Origin of the sequence: Streptomyces durocortorensis, from assembly GCF_031760065.1 — a bacterium.
In the GTDB taxonomy this organism is placed as follows: Bacteria; Actinomycetota; Actinomycetes; order Streptomycetales; family Streptomycetaceae; genus Streptomyces.
Genome location: NZ_CP134500.1, coordinates 3327580 through 3342924 on the forward strand (window position 1 = coordinate 3327580; position 15345 = coordinate 3342924).

A 15345-nucleotide genomic window follows, 5' to 3' on the forward strand; every position below is an offset into this window, starting at 1 on the left:
GAGGGCGGAACTGGAAGTGCCATGACTGTTCTCGACATGCAGGGCGCCTTCAGCGGACAATGGATCGCGGCAGGAGAGAAGAAGGTCACCCCGGTGCCGGCAGGCAGTCGCACGGACGACTCTCTCGTCAGGCGTATCACCGAGGGATGCCGGACTGCGGGCGCCGACGCCGTCCTGGTGATTCACCCCTCCGCCGGGGCAATCGCCTCTGCGGAGAGTCTTCCGCCGGCCGATCCGGGCCTTGTCTCGCTGCCTGCGGATCTTCTGCTCGTCGCTGCGAACCTCGAGGGCGCGGTCCTCTTTCCCGGGCCGGGCTACGCCTTGGTCGCCGGCACGTCGGAGTTCCTCGCGGGAGCGGCGCCGGAGGGAGTGGACCAGGCGCGTGCTCGCTTCGCCCGTTACGCTCGGGCAGCAGCACGGAAATGGCCCGCTCTGGAGTCGATCGCGCGATCGTTTCCTCCCGGACACATCGCCTGGAAGTACCCGAGGGACGTTCCTGAGGCCACCGCCACGGGCCAGCAGCTGGCACTTATGAGAGATCTAGCAGCCGGACGCTGCACGGGGGCGGAATTTGCCGTCGGCTGGCTCGACGCACGTCGTCGTTCGCAGCAGCAGGGCGAGCGGGTCCGCGATCCGTTGGAAACTCTTCTCGATCGTGTCTTCTCGCTGCTGGAGGACTACTCCATCGATCCGCAGTTCAAGGAGCCGGAGGATTTGTCGGATGACGACCTGAAGGACGCCGTCATCAAACTGCTAAGCAAAGCGGAATGACCAGCGTCAGAGACCTCTGGGGACCGGGCGCAGTGGAGGCTGGTGCCGGGGACGGCTCCGCGCGGGCGAGAGCCGGGCGCCTCCGGACGTGGCGTCCGATCTCTGCGGGTCGTGCCCCATCCGTGCCCAGCGAAGCGGACAACAGCGGTCAAGTGCGGCGCCTGGAGGTCAGGCCAACCTCGCACGTCTCGACCAAACATGCAGGTCATAGGGGATGCGACCGCCCAAGCACCGTTGATTCCCAAGCTCAGAGCGCGAGTTCGATTCTCGTCACCCGCTCCATGAAAAAGCCCCAGGCCAGCCGCCCGGGGCTTTCTTGTTGGCCCGGAGCGGAATCCGGATGTCGCCGACCGGCTTCGGTCGCCAGCCAGGCCGGGGTGTACATCAGCTCAAAAAGGGGCCTGCCGCGCCGCCCCCCGGCCGTGCTTGTACCAGCGGCCTGCTCACACCAAGTCATAGTCCACCTCGTCGCCCTTCTCATCTGCCATGGGCTCGTCGTAGAACCGGAGAGAAGCTCCCACTCAGTTGCTGTCCGGCCTGCGCTCACCAACCTGTAGGACCTGGGCAGCAGCGGACTCCACTGGCCGAGTAGGCCGTCGTGTGGCAGCAGTGGCGTCGCCCAAGGGCTTGCGGTGCGGCCGGGGAGTCAGGCGGCGATGAGGTCCTGCTCACGGTCAGGCGTTCTGACCTCGTGCTGCCTGTTCGGCAGTGCGAGTCGGAAGACCTTGTGCCACGCGGAGAACACCTGCTTGGGCAGCGGGCCGGTGACGTACTCCAGCTCGTACTTCTCGAACAGCGCGCGCACCTTCACCGCGACCTCGGCGTACCGGTTGCTCGGCAGGTCCGGGAACAGGTGGTGCTCGATCTGGTGCGACAGGTTGCCGGTCATGAAGTGCATGGCCTTGCTGCCGCTGATGTTCGCCGAGCCCATCATCTGGCGCAGGTACCACTGGCCGCGCGTCTCGCCCCTGATCGACCGGCGCTCGAAGACCTGTACGCCCTCGGGGAAATGCCCGCACATGATCACCGAGTGGGTCCAGAGGTTGCGGACCAGGTTCGCGGTGAACGTGGCGGCGAGTGTGGGGAGGAACGAGGGGCCCGACAGCAGCGGGTGGATCACGTAGTCCTTGAGCACCTGCTTGCGGATCTTGCGGCCCACGGCCTTGGCCCGCGCGCGGAACTCCGGGCTCTTGCGGCGGCGCTTGGTGAGGTTCTTGCCGAGCTCCAGGTCGTATGCCGCGATGCCGTACTCGAAGAAGCAGGCGTTGAGGAAGTTCCACAGCGGCTGGCCGAGGTGGAAGGGGTGCCACTTCTGGTCTTCGTCGACGCGCATGATGCCGTAACCGAGGTCGTTGTCCTTGCCGATCACGTTGGTGTACGTGTGGTGCAGCTCGTTGTGCGAGTGCTTCCACTGATCGGACGGTGAGACGTGGTCCCACTCCCAGGTGGTGGAGTGGATCTTCGGGTCTCGCATCCAGTCCCACTGGCCGTGCAGGACGTTGTGGCCGATCTCCATGTTGTCCATGATCTTCGCCACGGACAGCCCGGCGGTGCCGATCAGCCACGCGGGCGGGAAGATCGAGAACAGCAGCACCCCCCTGCTGACCAGCTCCAGCTTGCGCTGCGCCGAGATGACTCGGCGGATGTAGGCGGCGTCCTTCTCGCCGCGGTCGGCGATCACCTCGTCGCGGATGGCGTCCAGCTCGCGACCCAGTTCCTCGATCTGGTCCGCGGTCAGGTGGGCGGTGGGGTCGATGGCGGTCAAGGTGCTCCTACCGTTCGATGTCGCAGGGGCCCGCCGCGGCGGACACACAGGTCTGGATGAGGACGCCCGGCTCGGCCTCGGTGATCTCGCCGGTACGCAGATCGCGGACAGCGCCGGCCTTGAGCGGCGTGACGCAGCCGAAGCAGATGCCCATACGACACCCGGAGGGCATGAGCACGCCGCCCTCCTCGCCGATGTCGAGCAACGGCGTGGCGCCGTCAGCGTCGATGGTCTTGCCGGTGGCGCTGAACGTGACCTCGCCGCCCTCGCCGGCGACGATGATGCCGGCGCGGAACCGTTCGGTGTGCAGGCGTTCTTGGACGCCCTGTTCGGTCCAGTGCTCTTCGGCGGCGTCGAGCAGACCTGCGGGCCCGCAGGCCCAGGTCTCGCGCTCGGCCCAGTCGGGCACAAGTTCCTGGAGACGGGCGATGTCGAGCTTGCCGTCGGTGTCGGTGTGCACCTCGGTAAGCCGAAGCTTCTTGTCCACGACCAGGCTGTGCAGTTCCTTGCGGAAGATCACGTCCTGAGGCTGTGGCGCACAGTGGACCATGACGACGTCGTCGAGTTCGGTGTCGCGCAGCATGCCCATCACGGGCGTGATGCCGCTGCCGGCCGTCAGGTAGAGCACCTTGGCGGGCTTGGCCCGCGGCAGGACGAAGTCACCGGTCGCCTGGTCGAGCTGGATCAGCGTGCCCGGTTTCGCCCTGCGGACCAGGTGATTGCTGACCTTGCCGTCCGGGATCGCCTTCACGGTGATCGTGATGCGGCCGTCCCGGCGGTTCGTCGGCGAGGTGATGGAGTAGGCACGCCACAGGCGCACTCCGTCGACGTCAACCCCGATCCTCACGTACTGGCCGGCTGTGTGGCCGCGCCAGCCCCGCCCCGGCCTGATCACGACAGTCGCGGCGTCATCGGTCTCGGAGTGCACGGCCTCGACGCGGCCACACAGGTCAGCGCCCGCACGCAGCGGGCTGACCAGGTCGAGGTAGTCCGACGGCAGCAGCGGCGTCGTGACCATCTCCAGTAGTTTCCACGCCCTGCTGCGGAGGGCTCCACTCGTCATGACTCCAGCTTGCTGCGCCTCTGGGCGTAAAGTCCTGACCACAGGACGTAAATCTGGTCGGCTGAATTGTTCGCAGGGAACAAAGAATGAGCTATGCAATGCGGAGGGCCAGCGAACTGGCCCTGGATGAGACGACGGTCACCGCCCTTCGGGCGGCGCTGAAGACCACCGCCGACGAAGTCGTCCAGGCAATCATCGACGAGGTTCCTCCCTACGCCCATGCCTTGTCGGGCCGCATGGGCGCCACCATCCGCAGAGCCGTCCGCACCGCCTTGGGGCACTACCTGGACCTTGCGAGCGGGAACGCCACAGGCGGCGACGCCGGGGACGCCGCCTACGAGCTGGGCCGCGGCGAGGTGCGCGACGGCCGTTCGATGGACGCCCTGCTCAGCGCCTACCGCGTCGGCGCCCGGGTCGCATGGCGATGTCTGGCAGCGGGGGCCGTACCCGCGGGTCTGCCCGCCGCCGAGGTCGCAAAGTTCGCCGAGCTGACCTTCGCCTACATCGACGAGCTCTCCGCCGCGAGCGCCGCGGGCCACGCCGACGAACTGGCCGCCCGGGGCAGAGCCCACGAGCGCCACCTGGAACACCTGGCCCGCGACCTCCTCGCCGGTGCGAGCCCGGACGTGCTGCTGGCCTCCGGCCAACGCGCCAGGTGGCAGCCTCCGGTTTCGCTGACCGCCGTCCTGCTGCCCGCCGCCCAGGCCCGGCCTGCCTACCGGACACTCGACCCGAGCACCCTCGTCCTCGACGATCTGCCGGATGCCACCGGTGTGCTCCTCGTCCCCGATGCCGACCGATCACGTCTCCTACGGCAGCTGACCGACCGCGCCGCCGTGGTCGGCCCGGCCCGGCCATGGACCCACGCGTCCGCCTCGTACGCACGAGCCCTACGCGCGCGCTCCCTTTCCTCCGACATTCGCGACACCGAGGACCACCTGCCCGAGCTGGTGCTCAGCGCCGACGTGGACGCGTTCGCAGACCTGCGCGCCCGAGCCCTCGCACCGTTGCAGACCCTGCCTGCCGCGACCGCACGACGGCTGGAGGAGACGTTGCGGGCATGGCTGCTGCACCAGGGCAGGCGGGACGAGGTCGCGGCGGCATTGTTCGTCCATCCCCAGACGGTTCGCTACCGGATGTCGCAGCTGCGGGAGCTGTTTCCCGATCTCGCATCACCACACCGGGTCCTCGAACTGACGCTGGCGGTCGGTCCCCGGGTCCGCTGACGCGTCACCCGTCTACCGCCGCGCGTCCGCGAGCGTCCAGAAACCGTGCTCGTTCTCGGCGCCAAACCGCTTTGACCCTGGAGAACGGCTTTCCGGTCGTCGTGACAAGTGGCCGGGCCGCTCGTCCCAGGGACCACCGCCGTCCTGCAACGGCCCGTACCGCCCTCCCGGCAGCCAGCCGGACGACCGGCCGGGGCCGACCTGGCACACCGCGCGAGGGATGATGGGATGGAGTACGAAACGTGAGGTCAGGAGCTCCCATGACAAAGCTGGTTCACCGACCTCGTGAGGACGCGGAGTTTGATTTCATCCTCGGGAGAAGCAAGGTTCCGGTTCTCATATACTTCACCGGGGCATGGCCCAAGGCCATGGAGCCCTGTCGGGTGATGGATGTCGTCGTGGGCGACATCGCCGCCGTCTACACGGGCCGACTGACGGTCGTCCGCACCGACATCACGCGTTGCCCGGCGACAACCGAGCGATACGGGATCACCGGAGCCCCGTCCTGCCTCCTGCTGAAGGAGGGAACGGCAGTGGCGCACAGCACGGGACCCATGACCATCGACGAGGTACGGAAGTTCCTGGACGTTCACCTCTGAGTGGCCGCTGCGGTGCCCGGACCGCCGCCTCCGCTCGTGCCCCATCCGTGCCCAGCAGAACGGGCACCAGCGGTCAGGTACGGTGCCTGGAGGCCGCCCCGACCCTGTACGTCTCGGCCAACCGTGCAGGTAAAGGCTAGAACGACCGCTCAAGAACCGCTGATTCCCAAGCTCAGAGCGCGAGTTCGATTCTCGTCACCCTCTCCACGACCAGGGCCCTGGCCATCGACCTGGGTCTTCTTGTTGTCCGGACCCTTTTCCGCACGATCGGCGTTGCGTCGAGGCAGGTGTCGAACGGCCCTCAGCGATCACGCGCGACACCGGCCACGGGTGCCGCCGAAGGAGGGCGGATCGCTCCCTGACCTCTGATCCTGGACATACAAGACCAACCACCGGGGATGCCGGGCGGAGAGACCCTTCGGAGTCGCCCATGCCGCCGACCTGGTCCGTACCGTTGGTGCCGCGTGGATGTTCCCGAGGCTGTCGAGTTGAGCATCCGACTCATCGGCGTAGCGTGGAAAGGGCCCAGGCCAGACGCAGCCGGGTCGCAGAGTGGCCGGGGGAGCATGGGGCGACCGGGGCTGAGGGCTGGGTATCTCCGGAACTCGCGGCAATGACGCGCAAGGAGTGAGGTTGGTGAACAACTCATCGATCGAACGGTTGCGGGAACGCGCACGGGGACCGGTAGTCACTCCTGACAGCGATGGCTATGACGAGGCGCGCAAGGTCTACAACGCCATGGTCGACAGGCGACCAGCTGCCGTCGTGCAGTGTGCCAATGCGGGCGATGTCATGGCTGCGGTCGATTTCGCACGTGACAACGAGCTGGACCTCGCGGTGCGTGGTGGCGGGCACAGTGTGCCCGGCTTCGGGACCTGCGACGACGGCGTGGTGGCCGACCTGTCCGGCATGCGAGGCGTCCGCGTCGATCCCGAGCAACGAACCGCGCGTGTGGACGGCGGCGCGACCTGGGGTGACTTCGACGCGGCGACGCACGCGTTCGGTCTGGCGACCACGGGCGGAATCGTCTCCACCACCGGCGTCGCGGGGCTCACCCTCGGTGGCGGCATCGGACACCTCGCCCGCGGCCTGGGCCTGAGCTGCGACAACCTGATCTCGGCCGATGTGGTGACTGCGGAGGGCAGGCTACTCGTCGCGAGCGAGCAAGAACACGACGACCTGTTCTGGGCCATCCGCGGCGGCGGCGGCAACTTCGGCGCGGTGACATCGTTCGAGTTCCGGCTCAGCCCGGTCAAGGACATCTACGGCGGGCCCATCCTGTACGAGTTGGAGGATGCCGGCACGGTTCTGCGTGCGTTCCGCGAACTCATCGCTGACGCCCCGGAGGAACTCGGCGGCTTCCCCGCCTTCCAGATCGCCCCACCACTGCCGTTCATCCCTGAGAACCGGCACGGCGACACCTTCATCCTGATCGTCGCGTGCTGGGCCGGCCCCATGGATGAGGGAGAGCGCGCCGTCCAGCGGTTCCGCGATATCGCACCGGTGGTTGCCGAGCACGTGGGCCCGATGCCGTACCCCGCGCTCAACAGCGCGTTCGACGCGCTGGTGCCGCCTGGCCTGCAGCACTACTGGAAGGCCAACTTCGTGACAGAGCTCAGTGATGCGGCGATCACAGCACACCTCGATCACGGTCCTCGGCTACCCGCCATGAACTCGACGGTGCACATCTACCCGATCAACGGTGCCTGCCACCGCGTGGCGCCGGAGGACACGGCCTTCGCCTACCGGAATGCCACGTTCGCCACCGTCATCGCCGGAATGTGGCCGGACCCTGCCGACAACAAGGCCAATGTCGCCTGGGTGCGTGACTACTACCAGGCCACCGCTCCGCACTCGGAGGAAGGCGGGTACATCAACTTCATGGCCGAGGACGACCAGGACCGGATCAGGGCCAACTACCGGGGCAACTACGAGCGCCTCGTAGAGGTCAAGAGGGCTTACGACCCCGGCAACCTGTTCCACGTGAACCAGAACATCAAGCCGTAGAGGTGACCGGCGTCCGCAGCCCGGCAAGCACCGTTGATTCCCACGAACCTCAGTTCGTTGATTCCCAAGAGCCTCAGTTCCGCCGGGTCCTGGCGGCATATGCGGCGGCACCCCGCATCAGACAGCGATCTCGACCTCGCGGCAGACAACAAGCTCGACTTGGCCAGAAGCAGACCTTCAGTGCGTCTTCGCGTACGTCTTCAGCTTGCGGCGATGCGCGATCATGAAGAGATCTTGAGGTTCACCCGAGGAGCGACGGCACCGGAGCGGCCAAGGCGCGCAAGCCCTGGCCGCCGGGGCAGGACCGTTCACATTGCCGAGTGGGCGAGGTGGAGCAGGCCGGTACGCATCCGCTGTTCGCCGAGTTCCGGCAAGAGTGCGGCGACGTGGTCGGCTGCCAGCGCGGCGAGCAGGGCGTGGGCAGCCTGGTCGGGGTCGGGTGCGGTGGCGAGGAGGATCGCCACATGGCGGTGCCAGAACCGGTAGGCCCCGATCCGGTACCGGGCGCCGGGGGTAGCGGTCTCGGACATCCGGACCAGCGCCAGATGCTCCAGCAGGTAGTCGAAGTAGGCGTTGAGGAACGCGGCCAGGCGCTCGCCGGCGGGAGCCCCCGGGCCCAATGGGGGTGGCCCGTGCAGGATCGCTTCCTGCAGCACACGCTCGCGGGCGTCCAGTAGCGCGACGGCCAGGCCCGACTTGTCGCCGAAGCGGCGGAACAGGGTGCCCTTGCCGACGCCGGCGGCCGCGGCCACCTGATCCATGGAAACCGCCTCGACGCCCTTCTCGGCGAACAGCCTGGCGGCCGCCTCCAGCACCGCGACCCGGTTGCGGGCCGCGTCCGCGCGCTCCTTGGGCGGCGGCGTCCGCAGCAGTTCCAGGGGTATTGCCGAAACGGACCGCAGTCCGTTACTGTCGTGAGCCATAACAGGACTGTAGTCCGATTTCCTTGGAGGCAGCAGCATGGCCGCACTCATCACCCGCGACGAGCTGACAGCGGCGATCAAGGCCGAATCCGTGACCGTCGTCGACGCGCTCGGTGGCGCGTACTACGCCCAGCAACACCTGCCCGGCGCGCTGGCGCTGGCCCCGGCCGACGTCGACGCCCAGGCGCCCGCTCTGCTCCCCGACCGCGACGCCGCGATCGTCACGTACTGCTCCAACCCGGCGTGCCCCAACAGCGGGCAGGTCGCCGACCGGCTTACCGCCCTCGGCTACACCAACGTCCGCAAATACCGCGAGGGCATCCAGGACTGGGTCGAGGCCGGCCTCCCGACCGAATCCGCCTGACCCCGCCTGACCCCGCCTCAGCGCGAACGCCCAGAGCGGCGTAACCGAAGAACGAGGGGGTTCTGCACGATCCAGCCGTTCTGGACGATCAGCCCCAGTCCCATACCGTGCCTGCCGGCGCCGCCGAGTCGTGAACCCGGGGCGGCGAGGGCCAACTGCCGCACCCCCACCGGCCCCCTGAGCCGCACCACCCGTTACTAGTACGGCCATCACGACGCCATCGCGAGGCACAGCCCGCGCTCCCCAGCGTGCCCGGGCTAGTCGAGGGTGGTATGGGACAGTGAGGTCGAATACACGCGGGTGTCCGCGTCCGTGTCGATCAGGCTGATCAGGATGGGGTTCGGCCCGGCCGGTGCGCCGGTGAGGGCGCGGACGCGGTAGCGGTGGGTGGACGCCGCATCCTTTGCCAGCGGGGTGCCGCCCGTGTAGAGCGTGTACGGGAAGACGTCGTTGGCGATGCGCAGAGTGGCCGCGCGCCAGGTCCCGGCCGCGGCGTCCCAGCGCTCCAGGGTGTACGCCGGGTTGGCAGTCGTTCCCGGCATGCCCTCCAGCTGGAAGGCGAGCACCAGGTGCCGGTAGGCCCGGGTGTTGCCGTTGTGGAGGGTGACGGTGAACTCCCTTGGGTTCCCACCGGGTTCCAGCGCGATCCTGCCCCCTGGCGCGGCCGCATGCATCGCCAGGTAGGTGGGCACGGGCGGCCGGGTCGGCGACTTCGACGGCGGCGCCGGGGTACGCGGCGCGGGGCGGGTGGTGGTACTGGCTGTGGGCGTGGGGGTCGGGCTCCCTGAGGGCGAACGGGTCGCTGACGTGGCGGAGGCGGAGGCCGTGGCGGTGGCGGAGGCGGAGGCGGTGGCCGTGGCCGTCGGTGACGGAGCCGAGGTTGTGGAGGCCGCCGCCTTGCCCTGCGTACCGGCTTCGGGACCGCAGGCCGTACCGGACGCCGCCAGTAGGGCGACACCCACCGTGCCGACGATGAGCGCACGGGTACGGCGCATGAGGTGCCCCCTGGTGATGGTTGACTCTGTTGCTGAGGAACGTAGCCGAGCGAGGACACGGGAAAGCCGAGGGTGCATAACACTTTGCCTCCGGCGAACTGTGAGCTGACCTGCGAACATTTCCCAGCACTGTTGCCCAGCCCCCCTGGAGGTCACCATCCTCGGCGTGCGCTCCCCCGGGATTGAACGGGCTTGACGTCACCGAAGGCGCTCGGGCACGTCACCGAGGTGGGGCGGGCGATCAGGCGCACTGGGCAGCAGCACCAGAGGCGTTCGCCTCGGCACTCGGCGGCGACGGCGGCCTCGCACCTCTACCTCCACCAGGCCGAGGCCCTCTCCCGAGACACCCAGCACGAGGCGGCCCGGCAAGTCCCTCAAACTGCCCTACGACCTGGATTCGCTGAACGGTGCGGGAAGCTCGGGGAACGCTGTCGTGGGGTGCGGTGCGGTGCGGTAGCGCAGGGTGCGGCGGAAGCCTTGCTCATCGTCCTACTTGAAGACCTAGGGTCCCGGGGGTTGAAGGTATTCGTCGACTGTGCCACGCTCCTGATAGTCCACAGGGCGGGGAGCCCTGGGTATTCACCTATTGGGGGCAGATGATGATCCATATCACTCTCGGTGAGAGGCGTTACGTCAACCCGCAGGAGGACCAGCTCGGCCGCAACATCGTCGGCTTCGACCCCCTTATGGACGACGAGGCCCTCTTCCATGCCAACCGCGGCTGCTGGGTTCTCGGCGAGCGTGCCGAGAAGGAGCGCTACGCCCTGCTCTCCCACGAGGGGAAGGTCCGCATGGCCATCGAGATCGACGAGCTCGTCCCGGTGGCCGGAGGGCGCAAGGCGATGGAGGGCAGGTACCTCACGCCGGGCGACGAGGTCTACGACGCCTATGTCGGCAAGCCCACTCCCGTCGAGACGACCCGCAACCCGATCACCTACTTCGACTCCCCGCACGGCGCCCGCACCTGCTACTGCGGCTGCGGTGAGCCGGTGGCCGGCGGCTGGTTCGTGAGCGGCCACGACCAGAAGGCCCTGCACGCCCGAATCTCGAAGATCGGCACGGTGCGCGAGTTCATCGACTGGTTCGACAGCACCTACGTCGAACCCAAGGGCGAGTGACGGCGGCCTCACGCAGACGAGGCGCAGCCCCGTAGCCCAGAAGCCCCGCCACCGCTGGTGGTGGGGCTTCGGCTCTGCCTGCGTGCACAAATGTGCGATGCGGGCTGGAACCCTTGAGTGGTCTTCCATCGCCATCGGGCACGACCCGCGCACGGGCCTGCGGCCGGTCGGCTTCCCGAGCGACCTCGGTCCCCGCGCATCCTCATACCCAGAGTTCCCCGGCGAGCGCGGCTCCGACGAACGCCGCCCCCAGTCCCGCCACCAGACTGGCGACAGCGTTGGCGGTGGCGAAGAACCTCGCCCCGTCCTCGGCCAGCCGCAGCGTCTCGAACGAGAACGTCGAGTACGTCGTCAGCGCCCCGCACAGCCCTGTGCCCAGCAGCAACTGCACCTGCGACGAAGCCGCACCCGCCAGCGCGGCCCCGGTGAGCAGGCCCAATATCAGGCAGCCCACCACATTCACGGTGAAAGTACCCCAGGGGAAGACGGTGTCGTGCCGCTGCTGAACCGCCCGGTCGGTCAAATACCGCAACGGGGCGCCGATCATGCCGCCCACGACCACCAGCAGCCAGCTCACGAGTCCGGCCCCCTGCCCACGTAACGGATGACCTCGCAGTCGTCGAGGATCACCAGCCCCTCCCGGACCAGTTCGTCCAGTTGCGGCAGGAACGCCCGCACCCGCTCCTCGGTGTCCACCATGACAATCGCCACCGGCAGGTCCTCGCTCAGTGACAACAGCCGCGAGGTGTGGATCAGCGAGGAGGCTCCGAAGCCCTCGATCCCGCGGAACACCGAAGCACCGGCCAGGCCGGCCTGGTGCGCCCGGTGCACGATCTCCGTGTAGAGCGGTCTGTGCCGCCAGGTGTCGTTCTCGCCGACGAAGACCGTCACCCGCAGAGCCCTGCCCGTCAGCCTCGTCACCGCTGCCTCCATGCCAACACACGGCGCGTCGCCGTCGCCGCGAGCCATACCGCCGCCAACGCCGCGCACAGAGTCGCGGCCAGATACGCCAAGCCGGTCCCGGGGTGTCCGCCGTCCACAAGCTGCTGGACATCCACGGCGTACGTCGAGAACGTCGTGAACCCACCCAGCACCCCAGTGCCGAAGAAGGGCCGCACCAGCCGGTGCGCCGCCCACACATCGGTGATGACCACCATGAACACGCCGATCACCGCACAGCCGACCACGTTGACCCACAGCGTCGTCCACGGAAACGCCCCCGCCGCGGTCGGCCACACGAGCGCGGCCCCGTAGCGAGCCGCCGCCCCGATGCCACCGCCCACCGCCACGACCGCCACGACCGGCGCCTGCTCCCGCCAGGAAGTACGCCTTCGGACCGCGGTGCGCAGGCCCACGTCGGGGTCGACGGGCTCGTCCCTCGCCTCGGAATGCGGGGTGGTCATGGGTACACGTCTCCTACTCGCCAGCCCCACGCGCACGCGGGCACACACGATCGCAAGTAGGGACTGTCGGCGGCATCGACGCCGCGGTTCGGATACGGCGAGCCCCACCGCCGCGCTGCGATTCACTAATCACAGCCGATGACCAGGCTAACGCGGCACCTGCCACGAGGCGCGCCCCCAGTCGGCAAGTCTCCGGACAGCAGGGCTCTGCCGGCTCCGGACAGTCGGGCCCCACTGTCCGGAGCCGGCAGAGACCCACAGACGAGTGGCCACGAACCCTGTGAGGAGGACTGCGTCTTCATCCAGTTCACCGGGAACACGGTAGCCAGTACGGCCCGACGCGGTCTTCGTCCAGGCGGGCTACGGACCGGGGGCGAGAGAACGATGACCAGCGCACTTTCCGGTCAGAGGTTGTTGCAGGGCTGACTACCGAGTGCCCGAGCCCGTGGCGAGATTTCGATTTCCGTCATCCGCCCACCCATGGCAAAGCCTCAGGTCTCTGACCTGAGGCTTTGCCATGGGTGGGCGGATACTCCTAGGCCATGTAGTTGTAGATCGGCCAGAACTGCGGCGTCGGGGGCGGGCCCTGCACGCCTGCGGCCTGGAGGGCGGGGGCGAGGCGCTCTGCGATGAAACGCTTTGCGTCGTCCTCCGACTCCCAGACCTCGATGACGCGCCAGCCACCGTTCGGGCTCGGCCCGCCGGCGTGGAAGATGCCGCCCGCGGGCTTCTCCTGCATACCCAGCTGCTCCCGAACCTTGTCGTAGATCTCCTGCGATCCGTGTGGATTGTCCACCATCATGGCAATCGTCATCGCTGCCTCCTCTTGGTCGGTCTTCCATTCCCCAAGGAGTCATACGGCGCGCGGCGGAAGGGGCTTGCCGATCTCCGTCCGCAGTGCTTCCAGGAAGGCTTCCGGCTGCTCGAAGGCGGGATCGCCCGCGGCGCTCGATCACGTACAGCGGCCATCCGTAACGGGCGCTCGCGGTTCGGCGACCCTCGGCCGCGGCTGGAGGTCGTGCCGCCCGCAGATCACGCTCGTGGGCGCGGTGATCCGTGCCGGGCCGACCTCGGGGATCGGAATCATCGCCAACTCCGGCATGAGGCTCCGGAGAACGGGCTCCTGGTCGGGCGCGCGGGCTCGGTCGAGAGCGTACGCCTCCAGCAACTCCATACTATCTCCGAGCTCTTCGCGCAGCCTGTCCAGGAGCGAAGCGGTGCGCTTCCCTTTCGGCCTCGGGCCCGTAAGGGACTTGCTCCTCTCCATACGGGACAGTCGACACGGAGGTCGGTGGGTTCCCAGGTACGGCGCGAAACACCTTGTCGCACGTTCGCTCGATCGCCGACTACGTCGTCACCGATGCCTACAGCTGACGATGTGAGTACACGCGGCAGGAGGGTGGCAGATCCGCGGCCCGTGCCGGTCCAGTCCCTCTGGTGCCTGCCGAAAGCGAACGGCAAAGGCAGGGCGGCGAGCTCCTGTCCCCTGCCTGGCTCCCTCTCCGTACATCGTCGGCCTGCCGGTTGTTCTCAGCGGCGCCGCTGGCACCCTGTACCTGGTCCCGGGACGGCTGGTCGCCGCTCTCCCCCATGACTGCGACCCCGCCTCGCCCCGGCCACGAAAGGGATGCCGGCCGGCCGGCCCCGTCGCAAGTACGGTCCCGTCCCGGCCGATACGGATCAGGCGGGTATCTGTCATGCAAAGGCCGGAGTACACGACGGCGGAACGAATCAACCCGATACGAACGAAAGTATCCGGCCTCTACAACCTTTTGCGGCGGTGAATAGTCTTTGCGACGCAAAGACTATTCCTTCAGGGGGTATTTTCCGTGAAGTTGTCCCGGATCGCCGCAGCTGTGACCACCGCTGCCCTGGCTCCGGCCGTCCTCCTCGCGTCGCCGGCGTTCGCCGACTCGAACCAGGCTGCCGCGTCCACCACCAACCCGCCGGCTCCGACCGCCCCCGACCGCGAGGCCGCGGACGCGTCCGGCAAGGACCAGGCGGAGCAGGACCGCAAGACCATCCTCGCGATCATCGCCGACCCGATGGCCAGCGAGTACATGAAGGAAGCCGGCCACAAGGCCATCGCCGACGGCCCCGCGGCCATGCGCACGTTCATCGAGACCGACCAGCACAGCATCCGTCTCGACGACTACCGGATCGCCATCATGAGGCTCCTGCACTCCGCGGGCCCCCACCTGGAGGAAGGAATCAAGGCCTTCCTGAAGACCGACGGGCGGACCTTGGCAGACCTCCGCCACTTCTACGAGGTCACCCAGCACGAGCTTCGCGACACCGACAACAGGATCGAGATCGCCCGCCTGGTCAACGACGCCGGTCCCGCGCTGAAGGAAGCCGCCAAGAAGGCCCTTCTGGGCACTCCGGCGGACCGCATCGCCTTCCTGGAGAAGGGCCGCCACCTCGCGCAGGCCGAGGACGACCGGGTCGAGCTCGCCCGGATCGACGAGGGCTGGGACGGCCCCATCCTCAGCGAAGCGATCAGCAAGCTCCTGAACGGCTCCCCGACCCCGGCCGAGCTGCGCCACTTCCTGGAGGTGACCCAGCACGAGCTGCGGGACCAGGACAACCGCGTAGAGATCGCCCAGATCATCGACGGGGGCGGCCCCGAGCTCGTCAAGGCCGGCCGCGCCGCGCTGGCGGGCACCCCCGCCGACCGTGCCGCGTTCCTGCTCACCGGTCAGCACGAGGCCCGGAAGAAGGACGAAAAGGCCCAGCAGGAGAAGGACGAGAACGACGACAAGAAGGACGACAAGAACGACGGTCAGAAGGACCAGGACGGCTCCGGCGCCGACACCGGGAACGACGACAAGAAAGACACGGGAAGCACCGGCAACACAGCCGTGACCCCGCAGAGCGGCAGCGGCGCTCAGCTGGCCTCCACCGGCGCGGGCGACACCCCCCTGATCGCAGGAGGCGCGGGCACCGCGCTCGTTGCCGGCGCGGGCTTGCTGCTCGCCGCCCGGATACGCCGCCAGGCCTCCGGCAACTGACCGCCCACACCTCCATACGCAGCAGGGCCGACCGTGTGACGGACACGGTCGGCCCTGCTGCGTCTCCCTAGGACGCCGGACCACGAACAGCTACCGCGTC

The 15345-nt window shown here is 68.2% G+C and carries 15 protein-coding genes; 7 read left to right on the forward strand and 8 right to left on the reverse strand.

What is annotated here, in order from left to right:
* Window positions 1-21: 21 nt before the first annotated feature.
* The gene (locus tag RI138_RS14635; RefSeq protein ID WP_311120269.1) at window positions 22-771 is read left to right on the forward strand and encodes a hypothetical protein; all 750 of its coding nucleotides are present in this window, start codon (window positions 22-24) and stop codon (window positions 769-771) included.
* 646 nt (window positions 772-1417) lie between these two features.
* On the opposite strand, the gene RI138_RS14640 is transcribed toward RI138_RS14635, so the two are convergent.
* Window positions 1418-2536, reverse strand: a complete 1119-nt coding sequence (locus RI138_RS14640) for a fatty acid desaturase family protein (RefSeq protein WP_311120270.1) — start codon at window positions 2534-2536, stop codon at window positions 1418-1420.
* Window positions 2537-2543: 7 nt separating this feature from the next.
* Complete coding sequence (locus tag RI138_RS14645; protein WP_311122896.1) at window positions 2544-3554, reverse strand: ferredoxin reductase; 1011 nt, start codon at window positions 3552-3554, stop codon at window positions 2544-2546.
* 131 nt (window positions 3555-3685) lie between these two features.
* Here RI138_RS14645 and RI138_RS14650 point away from each other — a divergent pair, with 131 nt between their 5' ends.
* The 3 genes from RI138_RS14650 to RI138_RS14660 all read left to right on the forward strand — a co-directional run bounded on the left by RI138_RS14650 (window position 3686) and on the right by RI138_RS14660 (window position 7431).
* Window positions 3686-4825, forward strand: coding sequence for a PucR family transcriptional regulator (locus RI138_RS14650; RefSeq protein WP_311120271.1), 1140 nt, complete (start codon window positions 3686-3688; stop codon window positions 4823-4825).
* A gap of 260 nt (window positions 4826-5085) precedes the next feature.
* Complete coding sequence (locus RI138_RS14655; RefSeq protein ID WP_311120272.1) at window positions 5086-5424, forward strand: thioredoxin family protein; 339 nt, start codon at window positions 5086-5088, stop codon at window positions 5422-5424.
* 627 nt (window positions 5425-6051) lie between these two features.
* Window positions 6052-7431 carry an FAD-binding oxidoreductase gene (locus tag RI138_RS14660; RefSeq protein WP_311120273.1) on the forward strand — a complete coding sequence of 460 codons (1380 nt, stop codon included), beginning with the start codon at window positions 6052-6054 and terminating at the stop codon, window positions 7429-7431.
* 308 nt (window positions 7432-7739) lie between these two features.
* Here RI138_RS14660 and RI138_RS14665 read toward each other — a convergent pair whose 3' ends face one another.
* Window positions 7740-8354 (reverse strand): TetR/AcrR family transcriptional regulator, encoded by a 615-nt coding sequence (locus tag RI138_RS14665; RefSeq protein ID WP_311120274.1) that lies wholly within the window; start codon window positions 8352-8354, stop codon window positions 7740-7742.
* 37 nt (window positions 8355-8391) lie between these two features.
* On the opposite strand from RI138_RS14665, the gene RI138_RS14670 reads away from it, so the two are divergent.
* Window positions 8392-8718: a rhodanese-like domain-containing protein gene (locus RI138_RS14670; protein WP_311120275.1), complete on the forward strand. Its 327-nt coding sequence runs from the start codon at window positions 8392-8394 to the stop codon at window positions 8716-8718.
* A 257-nt stretch (window positions 8719-8975) separates the two neighbouring features.
* Here the strand turns inward: RI138_RS14670 and RI138_RS14675 are convergent, their stop codons facing one another.
* Window positions 8976-9713 carry a hypothetical protein gene (locus RI138_RS14675; RefSeq protein ID WP_311120276.1) on the reverse strand — a complete coding sequence of 246 codons (738 nt, stop codon included), beginning with the start codon at window positions 9711-9713 and terminating at the stop codon, window positions 8976-8978.
* Between the two features lie 596 nt (window positions 9714-10309).
* On the opposite strand from RI138_RS14675, the gene RI138_RS14680 reads away from it, so the two are divergent.
* Window positions 10310-10831, forward strand: coding sequence for a hypothetical protein (locus tag RI138_RS14680; protein WP_311120277.1), 522 nt, complete (start codon window positions 10310-10312; stop codon window positions 10829-10831).
* A gap of 202 nt (window positions 10832-11033) precedes the next feature.
* Here RI138_RS14680 and crcB (RI138_RS14685) read toward each other — a convergent pair whose 3' ends face one another.
* The 4 genes from crcB (RI138_RS14685) to RI138_RS14700 all read right to left on the reverse strand — a co-directional run bounded on the left by crcB (RI138_RS14685) (window position 11034) and on the right by RI138_RS14700 (window position 13048).
* Complete coding sequence (crcB, locus tag RI138_RS14685; protein ID WP_311120278.1) at window positions 11034-11408, reverse strand: fluoride efflux transporter CrcB; 375 nt, start codon at window positions 11406-11408, stop codon at window positions 11034-11036.
* Window positions 11405-11752 carry a DUF190 domain-containing protein gene (locus RI138_RS14690; protein WP_311120279.1) on the reverse strand — a complete coding sequence of 116 codons (348 nt, stop codon included), beginning with the start codon at window positions 11750-11752 and terminating at the stop codon, window positions 11405-11407. The genes crcB (RI138_RS14685) and RI138_RS14690 overlap by 4 nt, the downstream gene beginning before the upstream one ends.
* Window positions 11749-12234, reverse strand: coding sequence for a fluoride efflux transporter CrcB (gene crcB, locus RI138_RS14695; RefSeq protein WP_311120280.1), 486 nt, complete (start codon window positions 12232-12234; stop codon window positions 11749-11751). The genes RI138_RS14690 and crcB (RI138_RS14695) overlap by 4 nt, the downstream gene beginning before the upstream one ends.
* A gap of 535 nt (window positions 12235-12769) precedes the next feature.
* Window positions 12770-13048 (reverse strand): hypothetical protein, encoded by a 279-nt coding sequence (locus RI138_RS14700; RefSeq protein ID WP_096630653.1) that lies wholly within the window; start codon window positions 13046-13048, stop codon window positions 12770-12772.
* 1042 nt (window positions 13049-14090) lie between these two features.
* On the opposite strand from RI138_RS14700, the gene RI138_RS14705 reads away from it, so the two are divergent.
* Complete coding sequence (locus tag RI138_RS14705) at window positions 14091-15245, forward strand: ALF repeat-containing protein (RefSeq protein WP_311120281.1); 1155 nt, start codon at window positions 14091-14093, stop codon at window positions 15243-15245.
* Window positions 15246-15345: the final 100 nt, after the last annotated feature.

Bases quoted from the DNA above. Each gene is read 5' to 3' on its own strand.
- RI138_RS14635 (WP_311120269.1), top strand. From the start codon at position 22: ATGACTGTTCTCGACATGCAGGGCGCCTTCAGCGGACAATGGATCGCG.
- RI138_RS14645 (WP_311122896.1), bottom strand. From the start codon at position 3,554: ATGGTCACGACGCCGCTGCTGCCGTCGGACTACCTCGACCTGGTCAGC.
- RI138_RS14650 (WP_311120271.1), top strand. From the start codon at position 3,686: ATGAGCTATGCAATGCGGAGGGCCAGCGAACTGGCCCTGGATGAGACG.
- RI138_RS14655 (WP_311120272.1), top strand. From the start codon at position 5,086: ATGACAAAGCTGGTTCACCGACCTCGTGAGGACGCGGAGTTTGATTTC.
- RI138_RS14665 (WP_311120274.1), bottom strand. From the start codon at position 8,354: ATGGCTCACGACAGTAACGGACTGCGGTCCGTTTCGGCAATACCCCTG.
- RI138_RS14670 (WP_311120275.1), top strand. From the start codon at position 8,392: ATGGCCGCACTCATCACCCGCGACGAGCTGACAGCGGCGATCAAGGCC.
- RI138_RS14675 (WP_311120276.1), bottom strand. From the start codon at position 9,713: ATGCGCCGTACCCGTGCGCTCATCGTCGGCACGGTGGGTGTCGCCCTA.
- RI138_RS14680 (WP_311120277.1), top strand. From the start codon at position 10,310: ATGATGATCCATATCACTCTCGGTGAGAGGCGTTACGTCAACCCGCAG.
- crcB (WP_311120280.1), bottom strand. From the start codon at position 12,234: ATGACCACCCCGCATTCCGAGGCGAGGGACGAGCCCGTCGACCCCGAC.
- RI138_RS14700 (WP_096630653.1), bottom strand. From the start codon at position 13,048: ATGACGATTGCCATGATGGTGGACAATCCACACGGATCGCAGGAGATC.